General features: G+C 69.1%; 11 protein-coding genes and 2 pseudogenes. 11 read left to right on the top strand and 2 right to left on the bottom strand.

Annotated elements, in window-relative coordinates; genetic code table 11:
- The first annotated feature begins 310 nt into the window (after nucleotides 1-310).
- The 6 genes and pseudogenes from B1H29_RS36000 to B1H29_RS35980 all read left to right on the top strand — a co-directional run bounded on the left by B1H29_RS36000 (nucleotide 311) and on the right by B1H29_RS35980 (nucleotide 7,386).
- A complete protein-coding gene (locus B1H29_RS36000) occupies nucleotides 311-1,639 on the top strand; it encodes a hypothetical protein (protein ID WP_055420847.1) in 1,329 nt (442 codons plus the stop codon).
- Nucleotides 1,640-1,642: 3 nt separating this feature from the next.
- Nucleotides 1,643-2,446, top strand: a complete 804-nt coding sequence (locus B1H29_RS35995) for an SDR family NAD(P)-dependent oxidoreductase (RefSeq protein ID WP_055420004.1) — start codon at nucleotides 1,643-1,645, stop codon at nucleotides 2,444-2,446.
- Nucleotides 2,443-4,296: an ABC transporter ATP-binding protein gene (locus B1H29_RS35990; protein ID WP_079160659.1), complete on the top strand. Its 1,854-nt coding sequence runs from the start codon at nucleotides 2,443-2,445 to the stop codon at nucleotides 4,294-4,296. Before B1H29_RS35995 ends, B1H29_RS35990 begins: the two co-directional genes overlap by 4 nt.
- Nucleotides 4,293-4,790 (top strand): annotated as a pseudogene (locus B1H29_RS40290) (wax ester/triacylglycerol synthase domain-containing protein); the annotation flags it as partial. The gene B1H29_RS35990 and the pseudogene B1H29_RS40290, both read left to right, overlap by 4 nt.
- Before the next feature lie 147 nt (nucleotides 4,791-4,937).
- Nucleotides 4,938-5,519, top strand: a complete 582-nt coding sequence (locus tag B1H29_RS39730; protein WP_234393102.1) for a hypothetical protein — start codon at nucleotides 4,938-4,940, stop codon at nucleotides 5,517-5,519.
- Between the two features lie 838 nt (nucleotides 5,520-6,357).
- Entirely contained in the window at nucleotides 6,358-7,386 is a 1,029-nt protein-coding gene (locus B1H29_RS35980; RefSeq protein ID WP_055420007.1) for a tetratricopeptide repeat protein, read from the top strand.
- A gap of 388 nt (nucleotides 7,387-7,774) precedes the next feature.
- Here B1H29_RS35980 and B1H29_RS35975 read toward each other — a convergent pair whose 3' ends face one another.
- The gene (locus tag B1H29_RS35975) at nucleotides 7,775-8,185 is read right to left on the bottom strand and encodes a helix-turn-helix domain-containing protein (RefSeq protein ID WP_055420008.1); all 411 of its coding nucleotides are present in this window, start codon (nucleotides 8,183-8,185) and stop codon (nucleotides 7,775-7,777) included.
- 59 nt (nucleotides 8,186-8,244) lie between these two features.
- Here B1H29_RS35975 and B1H29_RS35970 point away from each other — a divergent pair.
- A pseudogene (locus tag B1H29_RS35970) lies at nucleotides 8,245-8,553 on the top strand (SDR family oxidoreductase); the annotation flags it as partial.
- A gap of 203 nt (nucleotides 8,554-8,756) precedes the next feature.
- Here B1H29_RS35970 and B1H29_RS35965 read toward each other — a convergent pair.
- On the bottom strand, nucleotides 8,757-9,467 hold the full coding sequence (locus B1H29_RS35965; RefSeq protein ID WP_055420009.1) for a GntR family transcriptional regulator: 711 nt from the start codon (nucleotides 9,465-9,467) through the stop codon (nucleotides 8,757-8,759).
- A 90-nt stretch (nucleotides 9,468-9,557) separates the two neighbouring features.
- Here B1H29_RS35965 and manD point away from each other — a divergent pair, with 90 nt between their 5' ends.
- The 4 genes from manD to B1H29_RS35945 all read left to right on the top strand — a co-directional run bounded on the left by manD (nucleotide 9,558) and on the right by B1H29_RS35945 (nucleotide 14,761).
- Complete coding sequence (gene manD, locus B1H29_RS35960) at nucleotides 9,558-10,766, top strand: D-mannonate dehydratase ManD (protein WP_055420010.1); 1,209 nt, start codon at nucleotides 9,558-9,560, stop codon at nucleotides 10,764-10,766.
- Nucleotides 10,763-12,214 carry a mannitol dehydrogenase family protein gene (locus B1H29_RS35955; RefSeq protein ID WP_055420011.1) on the top strand — a complete coding sequence of 484 codons (1,452 nt, stop codon included), beginning with the start codon at nucleotides 10,763-10,765 and terminating at the stop codon, nucleotides 12,212-12,214. Before manD ends, B1H29_RS35955 begins: the two co-directional genes overlap by 4 nt.
- A gap of 85 nt (nucleotides 12,215-12,299) precedes the next feature.
- Entirely contained in the window at nucleotides 12,300-13,694 is a 1,395-nt protein-coding gene (locus B1H29_RS35950) for an MFS transporter (RefSeq protein ID WP_055420012.1), read from the top strand.
- Nucleotides 13,691-14,761: an L-idonate 5-dehydrogenase gene (locus B1H29_RS35945; RefSeq protein WP_055420013.1), complete on the top strand. Its 1,071-nt coding sequence runs from the start codon at nucleotides 13,691-13,693 to the stop codon at nucleotides 14,759-14,761. Before B1H29_RS35950 ends, B1H29_RS35945 begins: the two co-directional genes overlap by 4 nt.
- Nucleotides 14,762-14,832: the final 71 nt, after the last annotated feature.

The following is a 14,832-nucleotide window of genomic DNA, read 5'->3' as shown; positions in this document are numbered from 1 at the left end:
GACCGTCACCTGTCCTCGTGGCACCGCGCAGCGCCGCACAGGGGAGCTCACGCGATCGGGTGATTGATGCCAGCCCGAGTGCCCGCGACCGGTAGTGTCCGCGCTGCGTGACGACGCCTGGTTCGTGGGACAGAGCACCGCTCCGTTCAGGGCTGGGACGGCGGTCATGGGCAATGCCGTCGCACTGGGCCCGGGTCGCGCTTCGCTGGCATCTTTCCCGCTGACGTCCTGGACGGTTTCTGTGAGCATGTCCCCACCTGTCGAGTCCTGCGCCGACCTGTCGATGTGTCAGTGGTGGCGTCCGTGCACGGTGCAAGTCATCGACGACGTGCCGGCCGGACAGCAGACGGCGGTCGAGGCGTTCGTGGAGCATTTGACGGCTTCCTTCGAATTCCAGGGCCACAGCGTGGTCGACCGCTCGCACGGCGACGTAGATCTGCTGCTGATGTGCGGGCACATTCCCGACGGTCCTCAGCCGCTGCATGAGCGCATTCCTGAGCGGTACCCGCCCCTGAGCGCCACACTTCGCCAACGCCACCAGCTACGTCGGACACCCCGGCATGTGGTGGCAGTCGTCGAAGTGCCCGAACGGCTCAGTTGCTTGCCGCACCCCGAGGTAGTCGCCGCCGCACGCACGGCCATGGGCCGCTTCGGAGCCGCCAAGGTGCTGTTCGTCACCCGCGGCAGCGCCCCTCGGCAGGTCACTGAGGCGACGTTGTGCACCATGGAGGGCGGCCACCCCACCGAGCACCGCAACGTGGCCGACCGCATGCGCGACCGCCTGGTCACCGCCGCCTGCGCCACAGAGGTCGGCGAGCACTACGACATCGTCCGCGACGCATTGCCCACCGATGCCTGGCAGGCAAGCCCCACTCCAGAGGCAATCGCCTCCGCCGGCCGCCGCATGGGAGAACTGGGCCTGCTGACCGCACCGGTGCGCGTCGCGGATTTCGTCTCCCCCCAACTGGCAGACATGTACGAGCTCTACATGGGAGTCCGCGGCTACAGCGAAGGAATGCTCTTCGCGTACGACCCCGACCTCGACTGCCTGATGGTCACCGGCTCCGGTAGCTGGGACGTCGACAAACGTGCCCTGACGCGCGAGCAGATCGTGGCCGTCGACCCTCACCTTGTCAACGGACAGCGCCTGCGCGTCCTGGCCCCACACGACACACTCCCGCTGCAACCATCCGTGGAGACATGGGAAATCTGCGCGCTGATGGAAGCAGTACCCAAGGTGCGCGTGAGCCGCGACGACGCAGGACGATGGCGGTTCGACCCGAACGGGGAACGACTGGTTCCGATGATCCGGGCCGGCATCCACGCGCACGTGGGCGTCACCGGGAGCGACGATTCGGTCATCGAGACCATCGAGCCGGACCGGCAACAGTTCCCCTACGGCTTCGGCTGCGGCACCGACCTGACCATGGAGGTAGCCCGCACGACCATCACCCGCTCCGCCGCCGTGCACGACCCCGACGACCACCGCCGCTTCGTACGCTGGCCACTCCTCTACCACGGCGAGATGGCCGTGGAACTATGGAAGCCCGGCTTGCGCCAGGAGTCGTTCACCGGCCTGCTGGACCTGTACGGCACAGCCGTGAAGTACACGCCGGATGACGTCCCCCAGCCGGTGTGAGCCGTGCCCACCGCCTTCATCACCGGAGCCAGCTCCGGGATCGGCCGCGCCTTCGCCGGGCAACTGGCCGCCCAGGGCTATGACCTGACGCTGGTGGCTCGCACCACCGCCAGCCTCGACCCGACCGCTGCCGCGCTGCGACGTTCTGGACGACAGGTACGGGTACTGGCCGCCGACCTGGTCACTGACACCGGCATCAACCGGGTCACGGCAGCTCTGGAGAGCCGGACGCCGGATCTCCTGATCAACAGCGCGGGCATGGGGCTCGGGGGTGCCTTCCCCTTCACGAACGCGGCGGCCGAAGAGGCTCAGGTGCGCCTGAACGTCGTTGCCGTCATGCGCACCACCCATGCGGCCCTTCCGGGCATGCTGCGTCGCAATACCGGCGCGGTCGTCAACGTGACCTCCGTGGCTGCCTGCGGACCCGCTTGGCTGGCCAGCACCTACCCGGCCAGCAAATCCTGGGTGCTCTCCTTCACCGAATCCATCGCACGCTCGGCGACGGTCCGACGCAGCGGTGTTCACCTCATGGCCGTCCTCCCCGGCTACACCCGAACGGCGTTCCACACCCGGGCTGGTATGGGCACCGACCACCTACCGGCATGGATGTGGCTGAGCGCCGACCAGGTCGCCAGTGACGCCCTGCGCGACCTGTCCCAAGGCCGACTGGTCAGCATCCCGTCCTGGCGGTACAAAGCCGCAGTCTGGGGCATGCGCCACCTCCCGCACCGCCTGACCGCCGCACTGGGCTGGGACTTCAGCACCGGCCGTGGAGCGCCGGCCGAACCACCGGGAACACGCGCATGAGCGTCCGCTTCCCGCAGCGCCGGCGGGCTGCGGGACGGAAGCCGCAACTACGCCTGTCCGAACTGTTGAAAAGCCACCGTTTCCCTTGGGTTTGTGCTGTCACCCTCGCCTGGTCCTCGACCGCGGCAGGACTGACCCTGCCGTGGCTGGTCCAGGACGTAACACGAGCCCTGATCGAGCAAAGCCCGGTCACACGTCCGCTCCTCATGCTGACCGCCCTGACCCTGGCCACAGCGCTGGGCCAGGCAGGTTGCGGATGGCTGCTCGCCCGGGTCGGGGAACGCCTGCTGCTCAACCTGCGACGCCACGTGACGGACCACATCCTGCGCCTTCCCATGCCCGCGGTCCGGGCCTGCGGCAGCGGTGACCTCCACACCCGCATCACCTCCGACGCCGCTCAGGTACGCGCCTGGGCAGAGACCGCTGTAGTGCACCTCCCAGCGGCAGGACTCGGGACCATCGCCACCCTCGCAGCCATGGTGGCCGTCGATCCGGTGCTCACCCTGCTGGCGTCCGCGGCATTCGTCCTCGCCGGCGCGCCATTGGTCGGCGTCCTGGCCCGCACGCGGCGCGCGGCCTCTGACCAGCAGGCCGCCCTTGCAGACCTCAGCCAGCGCTTCCTCTCACAGCTCGTGGCGCTGACCACCATCAAGGCATACCGCTGCGAGGCGCGAGCCACCCGAACCATCAGCCACGCGGCGAGCGATCTGAGCTCCGCCTCCGTCACCGCCGCGCGCCTGCAAGCGCTCATCGGCCCCTTGGTGGGACTGGGGCAGCAAGTCGCACTGGTTACAGTCACCGTCACAGCAACACACCGCATCACCTCAGGCGGCATGTCACTGGTCACCTTCAGCGCTTTTCTCTTCCTCCTGCTGTTCCTCCCTTCCCCGGTAACAGTCACCGCCCTCGGCATCGCCCACCTGCGGACAGGTCTGGCTGCCCGTGCTCGTCTCGAGACGCTGCTCGCTCTCCAGACCGAGCAGGAGCAACCCCGCACGAAGCCGCGTCCGGCCCCTCTACCAGTACGTCACGCCGTGGTCTTCCGAAACGTCACCTTCACATATCCAGGCACCGGTCGGCCCGTGCTCGACGGTTTGTCCTTCACCGTCCCGGCGACCGGCCTGACTGCCCTCACCGGCCCTACAGGAGCCGGCAAATCGACGGTCTTCTCCCTGATCAGCCGATTCTCGGAACCCGACGCGGGACATATCCGCGTCCTGGGACAAGAGGTCGGATCATGGCAGCTCTCGTCCCTGCGCCGCCGAATCGCCTACGTGGAGCAGCGCACCACCGTCCTGGAAGGCACCGTTCGGCAGAACCTGCGATTGGGCAGTCCTGACAGCACCTCAGACGACGACCTCTGGGAAGCGCTCAAGACAGTAGGACTGCATGAAGTCGTCCAACGACTCCCCTACGGCCTGGACACGCTGCTGGGCCGGGGGCAGGCACTGTCCGGCGGCCAGCAACAACGCCTGTCACTAGCCCGTGCGCTTCTCACTGGTGCCAACCTCTTCCTGCTGGACGAGCCAACCTCACAGCTCGATCACACAAGCGAACAGCAAGTACTTCAGCTCCTCCAACACCTCGCGGCGACACGCCCGATCATCATGGCCACACACCGACCCGCCACACTCCGCCACGCTCACCACACCATCGCCATCCCGCCCCCCGCGGACCGCAGCACCGATCCCGCGGAGGCCGTCACCACCCGCCTGCCTTCAGCCGCACACACCCAGACACCCGCCATACACCGTGCCGACGAAACCCACCACGACGAGGTTCTTACTCCCGCGCTCCCGCCCCCCGAAAGCGTCGTCAGGCCGCACTCCCATCAGGAGACTTCCGCGTGAGCGCCACCCCGCACCACACCAGTGGACCACTGGATCGCCTCTTCCTGCGCCTTGGCACCATCACCGGGTTCGTCCTGGACCTCGACGGACCGGCCCCACCACCGGAACAACTCGCTGCCCGCGTCATCCAGCGGGCGTCCAGCCTGCCCACGCTCAACCTGTCACCTCCCACGTCCGGCAAGCACCAGTGGAAACCGCACCTCGAAACACTCTCCGAAGCAATCCACGTGCACCGAAGCGAACCGCCCGGAGCAGAACAGGGCCTGGAGAGTGTCACCAACACAGTGCTCCGGCAGCCCTTGCCCAGCGCCCCCCACCCACCCTGGGACCTGTGGCTTCTCCCTTCCGACCGGTGTCGCTTTCGCATCTGCTACCGGGTTCACCACGCCCTGCAAGACGGAGCCGGCGCCGCACACACGCTCCTGACACTCCTGGCGGACCGACCGACGCCAGGCCCACACCCGCATCGTGCCACCGCTCCCACAGCCTCGGGTGCCCTCCGTGAAGGATGGGCCCTCACGCGCTCCCTGTTCCCCAAGAAGACCTGGCCCGTCCTGCACCAGCCCCCAACACACCGGACGCAGTGGACTTATCGAGACGTTCCCGAGGCGTGCGCGCGCAAAGCGGCACAGGCGCATGATGTGACCGTCAACGACGTATGCCTGGCGGCACTCGCCCAGGCCCTTCAGCACTGGCGTACGACCTACCTGGAGCCCACCCCGCGCTGTCCCGATGTACATGCCCTCGTGCCACTGTCTCTGCGCCAGGACCACGAGCGTCATGCGCCTGGCAACCGGGTAACCGGGCTTCGTCTCACCCTGCCCTCCTCTGCGCCTGACTTCGGTCAGGCCCTTCACTCCGTCCACCGTCAGACCCGACGGGTGCGTGCCACCCGCCAACGGGACGTATCGCGTGTGGCCCTCCGCCTGATGCCCTCCCGCCTCGGAGAGATGACGGGCAAGGTGATCACCGCCAAGGCGACATGCCCCTTGATCGCCAGCACGATCGGCCTCCCGGCTACTTTCACCTGCCAGGGAGCTCACCTTTACGCCGCATCGATGTTCAACGATCTGTACGACGAACGACTGAGTTACATCTCGTTCACCCGCGCCGCGGGCATCATCAGATGCGGCATGTTCTATGACAGCGCGCTTCCCGGTGCCCGCGCCATCCCGGAGTTCTGGAGCGCGAACTTGACCTCGGTCGTCGAAGAACTCCATTAGAAGCGCGTCCGCCTTCCTCACGCCCCTACTCCGCGATCACTGCTGGGCTTTCGATGAACAGGCCCACTGGAGCCGGCGTCGGAATGCGGCAGTCGTCATCAGCGGTGCGGCCGCAGAGGCGGAGCGAAGTGCCGAGGGCACAGGTTCTTGGAGTCTGGGCAGCACGCCATCACCCCTTCCGGTGCCGGATCGTCCAGTGGCTGCGCGGAGCTATGGGGGTACCGCCCGAAACAACGCAGGAAACGCCCTTCGCCGCCTCGTCCGACAGCCGCGCGGCCGCCACCAGCCGTCTTCGCCTGCCGACGGCTGCTTGCGGTCGCAGCATCGTCGCCCGCGTCGTACACGGGTCGTATGAGCGTCCACTGCGCAGCTCGAGCGGTGTAGGCGTACCGGGTGCCGCCACCGGCATCGGCACATCGGCGAGTGAAGCAGCGGCGGCGCTGGCGAGCGGGGTCGACCGTCCGGTGCAGCGCGGCACGTCCGAGTGCGTAACGGCTCAGCAGCAGCGCGATCTCCCCCAATGGCTCCCGGCCACACTCCACTTCACCGCCACCTGCATCCGCTACTGGCGAGACACACGGCCCTGCCCACACTGACCATCAGTTACCAACCCCTGGCCTGCACCCGTCGGGGGAATTGTTCACGTCGGTAGAAGTAGCTGCTGAACAATGCCGGCGGTGCTGCAGTCATGGAAACAGGTGACTGAGGGTCCGGAGGTTTCGGCGGTCGCACGCCGGCCATCGTTCGTCGGCTGGTGCTGTGGCCGCTGAGAAGCTGCTTCCGGGCCGTGCATGACAAGTCGAGCTGAGTCGAATCTGCGGTTGAGGAGGCGATTTCCGTGCACACGTCGGACATGCTGGAGGCCGAGGGGGTATCGCTGGTCAACCGTGGCTTGGCATTGTGGAGCCAAGGTCTGCGCGAGGAGGCTGTGACCCTACTGCGGCAGGGAATCGCCGTATGCCGCCAACTGGCCGTGGCGGAACCCGCCAAAATCAACCATCTGGCACTGGCCCTGAGCAACCTGGGCGGCATGCTCATCGACTGGGGCCGGCCGGCCGAGGCCATCCCCGTGCTCGAGCATTCGATCAAGATCACGCGGATCTACAGCGACAAGAGCCACGAGTTCACCGCCGACCTTGCGGGTGCGCTGAAGAACCTCGGCAGCGCCCTGAACGAGTGCGGGTCCCAGCCGGAGGCGATCGCGGTCTTGACCGAGTCGGCCGCGACGTATCGGAGTCTGGCGGAGCAGGGCAGGCCGCAGTACGAGGTCCCCTTGGCCCGGGCGTTGAACAGCCTGGGCAATGCCCGCGGCCTGGTCGCCGAGGCGAGGGACGACTTCGACGCGGCCATTGCCCTCCTGCGCCGTGAGGATTCCGCCGAGGCGGCGATGCAGTTGGCCGTGACGCTGGCCAGTCAGTGCGGAGTCCTGTTGCATCTGCACTGTAACGAGCATGCCCTGGCCAACTCCGAGGAGGCGGTGGCGATCTTCCGACGGCTAGGCGATACCAACCCCGGGGGTGTTGAGCCGTACTTGGCCAATGCTCTGCCCACCATGGCCAAGGCCTTGGTGGCCGTCGGCCGGCTGGACGAGGCGCACACCGCCGCCACCGAGGCGATCGGAATCGTCCGTAGGTACTCCACGGCGAATCCGGACGGGTGGCGACAGCAACTGATCCGGGCGCTCCGTGTGCTCGGTGACCTGCTCCCCACGCTGAACCGGCACGCGGAAGCGGCCGAAGTCGCCGAGGAACTCGTGCGGCTGGTCGAGGAAGACCGCCACGATGTCAAAGCCCTCCACCAGCCTGCCCCCGAGAAGCCCGAGAAGCCGAAGGGGTTCTTCTTCTCCCGCTTCAAACGCAGGCGCTGACAGGCTGTTTCGGTTCCTTTGCGCAGGAAGGCCGTGACCTGCGTCGGTCCCATGAGCCGGGTCACCACCCACCTTCGACAGGTGGCATGTCCCGTCGGTGGCGATCGTGGTCGGCCGGGTCGTTCTGGCGCGTGGACTGGCCACGAGTGCTCCCGCCTCACGCAGCGGGGTGGCGGCCTGCCGCGGATCGGCCAACTTCTCCGTCAGACGGACCAGACGACGCCGCGAGATCAGAAGCGGGCCGAGGGGCAGGCGCAGCCCGCCTCCAGCATCCGCTCCCGCCAGGCTCGGCTCCGCGCTCCGCGGGCGCTCCTTCATGAGGGGAGTCGCTCCGCGACGCACCGGCCAGCGCGCCACGCGGTAGCGAAGGTGGGCGAAGGTCACGGCTCTACGCCCCGGCGGGCAGTTCACCACTGTCGAAATAGACCACCTGCGTCTGCTCCGGTTGTTCGGCCAGGTGAAAAGCGGTGTAGGCATAATCGACCGCTCCCTGTCGCGGATGCCGCTCGGCCGTCAGCGGCTCGCGTTCCTCGGCTTGGGCCGCGGGCACGTGACCGGCAAGCTGGAGCAGGTGATCGCGCTCGTGACGGTCGAGCCGCAGCGCCGCGGCGAGGGCGTTGAGCACTTGTTCGGAGGCGCGGATCTCCCGCCCCTGCTCCAGGTACGAGTACCAGGTGGCGCTGATCCCGGCCAGCAGTGCCAGTTCCTCCCGGCGAAGGCCCGGGGTCCGGCGGCGGCCGGTCTGGGGCAGGCACCGGCGCCCGGCCTCCGAGTGCGCAACAGCTTCCCTGCGCCCCACCAGGATCTGCTGCCGCTCAGTACCCCAGCCCCGGCGTCAAGGACGGAGAGGACGAGTTCATGTCCGGAATCAAGGGCAAGGTCGTGGCCATCACGGGAGCCAGCAGCGGCATCGGCGAGGCGACCGCGCGACTGCTGGCCGAACGCGGTGCGCGACTGGTCCTCGGTGCGCGCCGGTCAGAGCGCCTGGCGGAACTGGTGGCCCGGATCGAGAAGGCGGGCGGCACAGCCGTACATATCCGCACCGACGTGACCCGGCGGGAGGACCTGCACGACCTGGTCGCGCTGGCCGGTGAGCGATTCGGCCGACTCGACGTACTCGTCAGCAACGCCGGAGTCGGCACGGTCTCGCCTCTCGACGATCTACGATCGTCGTGCGACCCACCGCCCAGAGCTGACCTCCTCCGCTCTTCCCCACGCGGACGCCGCACTCCCGGCCGCAGGAGAGGCAGTAGCCCGGCCCACTGCTCCCGCAGACAGGAGGGCTGCTCGCGGCCCCCGGCGCAGGGTCGCGCCAACCGTTCGACGGCACAGGCCTCACTCGTCGGCCGGGGTCCGGGCAGCCGGTGGGGTCATTCCCAGACCACGACGTTACGTCGCACGGGCACCGTCGAGGTGTCGCCGGCGAAGAGTTCGGGCGAGTGTGCGCGGATACGTTCGATGTCGCTGAAGACGGCCCTCAGGTGGGTGCGCATGGCCGTGTGGGCGAGCGGGACGTCCCCGCCGAGGATCGCCTCGAAGATCTCGTGGTGCTGGGCGGCGAACGCGGCCGGGGACACGTTCTCATGGAGGCCGAGGCGCCGGGCCCGGTCCAGGTGGCCCTTGGCCGCGGCGACGGTGGTCCACACATTGCCGTGTCCACTCAGCCGCATCAGGCCCTGATGGAACGCCTCGTCCAGTTCGAAGAACTCCTCCAGGTCGAGGTCGGCGCACTTCTGGCGGTTCAGGTTGGCCCGCAGGTCCTCGACGACTGCGGGGTCGAGCCGCTCGGGGAGGTCGTGGAGCGATGCGAGCTCCACCGCCTCCCGGAGGAACTGCGCGTCCGCGACCTGCGCCGGATCCACCCGCGACACGAACGACCCGATCTTCGGGAAGACCTGCACCAGGCCCTCCTGAGCCAGCAGGATCAGACTCTCCCGCACGGGCGTGCGGCTGACGCCCAGCGACGCGGCGAGTTCGTTCTCCGAGAGAGCCGCACCCGGGGCGAGTTTGAGGGTCAGGACCATCTGACGCAACTTCAGGTAGATGTCGCGCCGACTCGTCCGCCCGTTCGTTTGAGGCATGTGCACATCGTACGTAGACCGACGGGACAAGTATTGCCATGCTCCGCGACGGATGCTTGTATACAAGTACTTCGCGACCAAGGAGTACCTGTGAGCAAGATCGAACGCGTCGAGGTGTTCGTCGCCTCTCCCGGCCGGACCTTCGTCACTTTGCGCATCACCACCTCGGACGGAGTGACCGGGCTCGGTGACGCCACGCTCAACGGTCGTGAGCTGGCCGTCGCGAGCTACCTGCGCGACCACGTGGTTCCGCTGCTGATCGGCAGGGACCCCGCCCGTGTCGAGGACATGTGGCAGTACCTCTACAAGGGTGCCTACTGGCGGCGCGGGCCGGTCACCATGACCGCGATCGCCGCCGTCGACACCGCGCTGTGGGACATCAAGGGCAAGACCGCTGGGCTGCCCGTCTACCAGCTCCTCGGCGGCCGGTCGCGCGACGGCGTACTGGTCTACTCGCACGCCAGCGGCACCGACACCCCCTCGCTGCTGGCCGACGTCGAGCGCCATCTGGAACTGGGTTACCAGGCGGTACGGGCCCAGGCCGCCGTGCCCGGCGTCGGCGGCACGTACGGCGTGCGCAAGGGCAAGGTCTACGAGCCGGCCGCGACCGAGCTGCCCGACGAACAGCCCTGGGACACCGAGGCCTATCTGGGCTTCGCGCCCACCTATCTGGAAGCGGTGCGGGAACGTTTCGGCTTCGGCTTCCACCTCCTCCACGACGTGCACCACCGGCTGACCCCGATCGAGGCGGCCCGTTTCGGCAAGAGCGTCGAGGGCTGCCGCCTGTTCTGGATGGAGGACCCGACCCCGGCCGAGAACCAGGAGTCGTTCCGGCTCATCCGCCGGCACACCACGACACCGATCGCGGTCGGCGAGGTGATGAACTCGATCTGGGACGTCCAGCACCTGATCACAGAACAGCTCATCGACTACGTCCGCACCACCGTCGTCCACGCGGGCGGCATCACGCATCTGCGGCGGATCTTCGACCTCGCCGCGCTCTACCAGGTACGGACCGGGTCCCACGGGGCGACCGACCTCTCCCCCGTCAGCATGGCGGCCGCCGTGCACGTCGACATCGCCGTGCCGAACTTCGGCATCCAGGAACACATGGGCCACTGCGACGAGACAGCCGAGGTGTTCCGCACGGGGGTCACCTTCGCCGACGGCATGCTGCGCCCCTCCGAGGAGCCGGGTCTCGGCGTCGAGTACGACGAGAAGGCGGCAGAGCGCTTCCCCTACCGACGGCGCTACCTCCCGGTGGCCCGCCGACTCGACGGGTCGGTGCACGACTGGTGAGCGCCGACGCCCTCTCCCGACTCGACCGCACGGTGCTCCCCCGGCTCTCGCCCGAGCTGCGGCCCGTGATCGACCCCGCCGAACTGCGCACCCGGGTCGTCCACTTCGGTCTCGGCGCCTTCCACCGAGCACATCAGGCGGTGTTCACCGAGCACGCCGCCGCCCGGTCCGGCGAACCCTGGGGCATCACCGCGGTCGCGCCCCGGTCGGCCGGGACCGTACGAGCACTGCGGGACCAGGACTGTCTGTATTCGCTCACCGAACGCCGTCCGGACGGACACCGCACCCGCGTCGTCGGTGCCGTCGTCGGCGCACTGGCCATGGGACCCGATGCCAAGGCCGTCGACGCCCTGCTCGCCGACCCCGAGGTGACGGTGGTGACGGTGACCGTGACGGAGAAGGGTTACCACCGCTCCCCGTCTACGGGCGGGCTGGACACCACGGCGGGGTCTGTCGCCGGCGACCTCACGGCTGCCCCCGACGGACACCTCACCACGGTGGTCGGACGCCTGGCCGCCGGACTGGCCGCCCGGATGCGCGCGGGCGCGCCCCCGGTCAGCGTTGTGTCCTGCGACAACATGGCGGACAACGGCGCCGCGCTGGGCGGCGTGGTACACGACTTCGTCCGTGCGTCCGCCTGGCCGGACCGTGCGGAGATCCTGGACCGGATGGCCGAGGCCGTCTCCTTCCCCGGGACGGTCGTGGACCGGATCGTGCCCGCGACGAGCGAGGCCGACCGGGCGGCGGCCGGCGCCGCGCTCGGGGTGTTCGACGCCCTGCCCGTGACCGGTGAGCCCTACCGTCAGTGGGTGCTGGCGGATTCCTTCGCCGCTCCCCGGCCGCCCTGGGAGTTCGACGGCGCCCTGTTCGTCCCCGATGTCACGCCCTACCAGCTCACCAAGCTCCGGCTGCTCAACGGCTCCCACTCGGCCCTGGCCTACCTCGGCAGGGCCGCGGGGCTCACCACGATCGCCGAGGCCATGGCGACGGGCTGGGGCGAGCGCCTCGTCCGGGCGCTGTGCGCGGAGATCGCGCCCACCCTCCCGGCCGGCGGCCCCGGTCCGGCCGCGTACGCCGACGACCTCGTCGTACGTTTCCGCAACCCCGCCATGCACCACCTGCTGCGGCAGATCGGCTCCGACGGATCACTGAAGATCACGGAGCGCTGGCTGCCGGCCCTGCGCGAACTGCGGGCCCGGGGCACGAGCACCCCGGTCCTCGAACTCGCCCTCGCCGCCTGGGCGCACAGCACCGGCACGGCCGACGCACCCGCCGATCCCGTCGCCGAGGCGCTGACCACCTGTTGGCGGGCCACGGCCCGCCCCGCCGAAACCGTACGCGCGCTGCTGCGCGTGCTCGGCGCGGCGGACCTGGCGGACGACGACGCGCTCACCACCGCCGTCGCGGACCGGCTCCCCGCTCTGCGTGCCGGACGTGTCGAAATCTGAAGCCCCGTCGGCACCCGTCAGCCCAACGCCTCTCAGGCCGGGGCATCTGAGCCGCACTCCATTTCCCCGAACAACGGAGTTCAAGATGAAGGACAGCGTCATAGCCGCTCAGCAGGCGCCATCCGCCCAGCGCACCACACGCGATCTGACCCGGGCCGCCGTCTCGGGCTGGCTCGGCACGGCCATGGAGTTCATGGACTTCCAGCTCTACTCGCTGGCCGCCGCGATCGTCTTCAACAAGATCTTCTTTCCGGACGTCAGCCCGGCCATCGGGCTGATCGCCGCGATGGCCACGTACGGCGTCGGGTACGTCGCCCGGCTCGCCGGCGCCGTCTACTTCGGGCGGATGGGCGACCGGATCGGCCGCAAGAAGGTCCTGTACCTCACGATCCTGCTGATGGGCGCCTCCACCACCCTCATCGGCGCCCTGCCCACGTACGCCACCATCGGCCTCCTCGCGCCGGTGCTTCTCGTCGTGCTGCGCCTGGTGCAGGGCTTCGGCGCGGGTGCCGAGATCGCCGGGGCCACCGTGATGCTGACCGAGTACGCGCCCGTACGGAAGCGCGGTCTCATCTCCTCGCTGGTGTCGCTCGGCACGAACTCCGGAACGCTCGCCGCCTCCGGCCTGTGGGCCGTTCTGCTCGCCGTGCTCAGCGAGGATCAACTGCTCGCCTGGGGCTGGCGGTTGCCCTTCCTGCTGAGCTTCGCGCTGATGATCTTCGCGGTCTGGCTGCGCCGCAGTCTGAAGGAGAGCCCGGTCTTCGAGGAGCGCCCCGACGTGGTCGACGGTGTGGCACTGGCCCGCGACGAGGCCGAGTCCGCGATCGCCACGGCGGACAAGCACGAGGGCGGTGTCCTGGCAGCCGGTATTCGCCAGCGCAAGGGCAAGGCGTTCTTCCTCGCGCTGGGGCTGCGCTTCGGCCAGGCCGGCAACTCCGGGCTGATCCAGACGTTCCTGGTCGGCTACATCGCCACCAATCTGGCGGTCGGCCGGTCCGTCCCGACAGACGCGATCGTGTACGGCTCACTGGTGGGATTCGCCACCGTGCCGGTGATCGGCCTGCTCGGTGACCGTTTCGGACGCCGCACGGTCTACCTCGCGCTGTCGCTGCTGACCGTCGCCCTCGCCTTCCCGGTGATGCTCCTCGTCACCTCCGGCTCCACCCCGGGCGTGATGATCGGCATGGTCCTCGGTTTGAATGTCGGCGTCCTCGGTCTGTTCTCGCTCGAAAGCGTCACGATGGCCGAACTCTTCGGTTCCCGCAACCGGTTCACCCAGCTCGCACTCGCCAAGGAGATCGGCGGCATCCTCGCCACGGCGATCGGCCCGGTACTCGCGGCCACCCTCACGACCGTCACCGGCAGTTGGTGGCCCATCGCGGCGATGCTCATCGTCTATTCGCTCATCACCTTCGTCAGCGCGTTCCTCGCGCCCGAGACACGCGGACGCGACCTGGTCCGGCTGGAGGACGCCGTATGAGGGCGGTAGTGGTGCACGGTCCCGGCGACGTACGCGTCGAGGAACGGGACCGGCCGGTGCCGGGCACGGGCGAGGTGATACTGGCCCTGGAATGGGGCGGCATCTGCGGATCCGACATCGCGTACTGGGAGAAGGGCGCGTCCGGCACCGCTTCGCTGGCACACCCCCTCGTGCTCGGACACGAGTTCGCGGGTCGGATCGCCGCGCTCGGCAGCGGGGTCACCGGCCTCCGCGAAGGGCAGCCGGTCACCGTGCACCCGGCCCGACCGGTCGGTGACGGTGTCCTTCCCGACCGGATCGCCGGACGGACCAATCTCCACCCGAACGTCCGCTACTTCGGCTCGGCGGCCTTCGTCCCGCACACCGACGGCGGGTTCAGCGAGTACCGGGCGGTCCCCGCAGCCCAGATCCGCCCCATACCCGACGGTGTCGGCACCGAACAAGGCGCTCTGGCCGAACCATTGGCCGTGGCGCTGCACGCCGTGGGCCGGGCCCCGGAACTGCGCGGCCGTACGGTCCTGGTCAACGGCTGCGGGCCGATCGGCTCCCTGGTCGTCGCCGCCGCACGGTATCGCGGTGCGGGCCGGGTCGTCGCCGCCGACCTGACGTCGTCCTCCCTCGCTGTCGCCCGAGCCATGGGGGCCGACGCAACGTGCGACCTCGCCGCCGGCGAGGGGTTGCCCGAGGATGTGGAGGTGGTCTTCGAGGCGTCCGGCGCCCCGGCCGCGCTCGGGCCGGTGCTGCGGGCCACGGCCCGAGGAGGCACGCTCGTCCAGGTGGGCAATCTGCCCGGTACGGCCGCGGCCGCCGCTCTCGGAGACCTGGTGACCCGGGAGATCACCTGGGTCGGCTCGTACCGCTTCGTCGAGGAGATCGACGACGCACTGCGCGCACTGGGGGACGGCCTGGACGTGACCCCGCTGATCACACACCGCTTCCCGCTGGACCGGGCAGAGGAGGCGCTCGCCGTCGCCGCCGACCCGAGGAGCGGGAGCAGCAAGGTCATGCTGCGCCTCACCGCCGAGGCCACCGAGGCCACCGAGGCCGCCGAGGCCGCCGAGTTGTGACGCGGTGCGGGCCTTCGTGTACGGGCCCGCCCGCCACGCGGGGCGCCTCCGCGCTGTGCCTGCGCACCCTG

The sequence above is a fragment of the Streptomyces pactum genome, from assembly GCF_002005225.1.
Taxonomy (GTDB): domain Bacteria; phylum Actinomycetota; class Actinomycetes; order Streptomycetales; family Streptomycetaceae; genus Streptomyces; species Streptomyces pactum_A.
The sequence above is the reverse complement of the archived record's forward strand: the minus strand, read 5'-3'. Positions and strand labels throughout refer to the sequence as shown.

Bases quoted from the DNA above. Each gene is read 5' to 3' on its own strand.
- B1H29_RS35990 (WP_079160659.1), top strand. From the start codon at position 2,443: ATGAGCGTCCGCTTCCCGCAGCGCCGGCGGGCTGCGGGACGGAAGCCG.
- B1H29_RS35965 (WP_055420009.1), bottom strand. From the start codon at position 9,467: ATGCCTCAAACGAACGGGCGGACGAGTCGGCGCGACATCTACCTGAAG.
- B1H29_RS35950 (WP_055420012.1), top strand. From the start codon at position 12,300: ATGAAGGACAGCGTCATAGCCGCTCAGCAGGCGCCATCCGCCCAGCGC.
- B1H29_RS35945 (WP_055420013.1), top strand. From the start codon at position 13,691: ATGAGGGCGGTAGTGGTGCACGGTCCCGGCGACGTACGCGTCGAGGAA.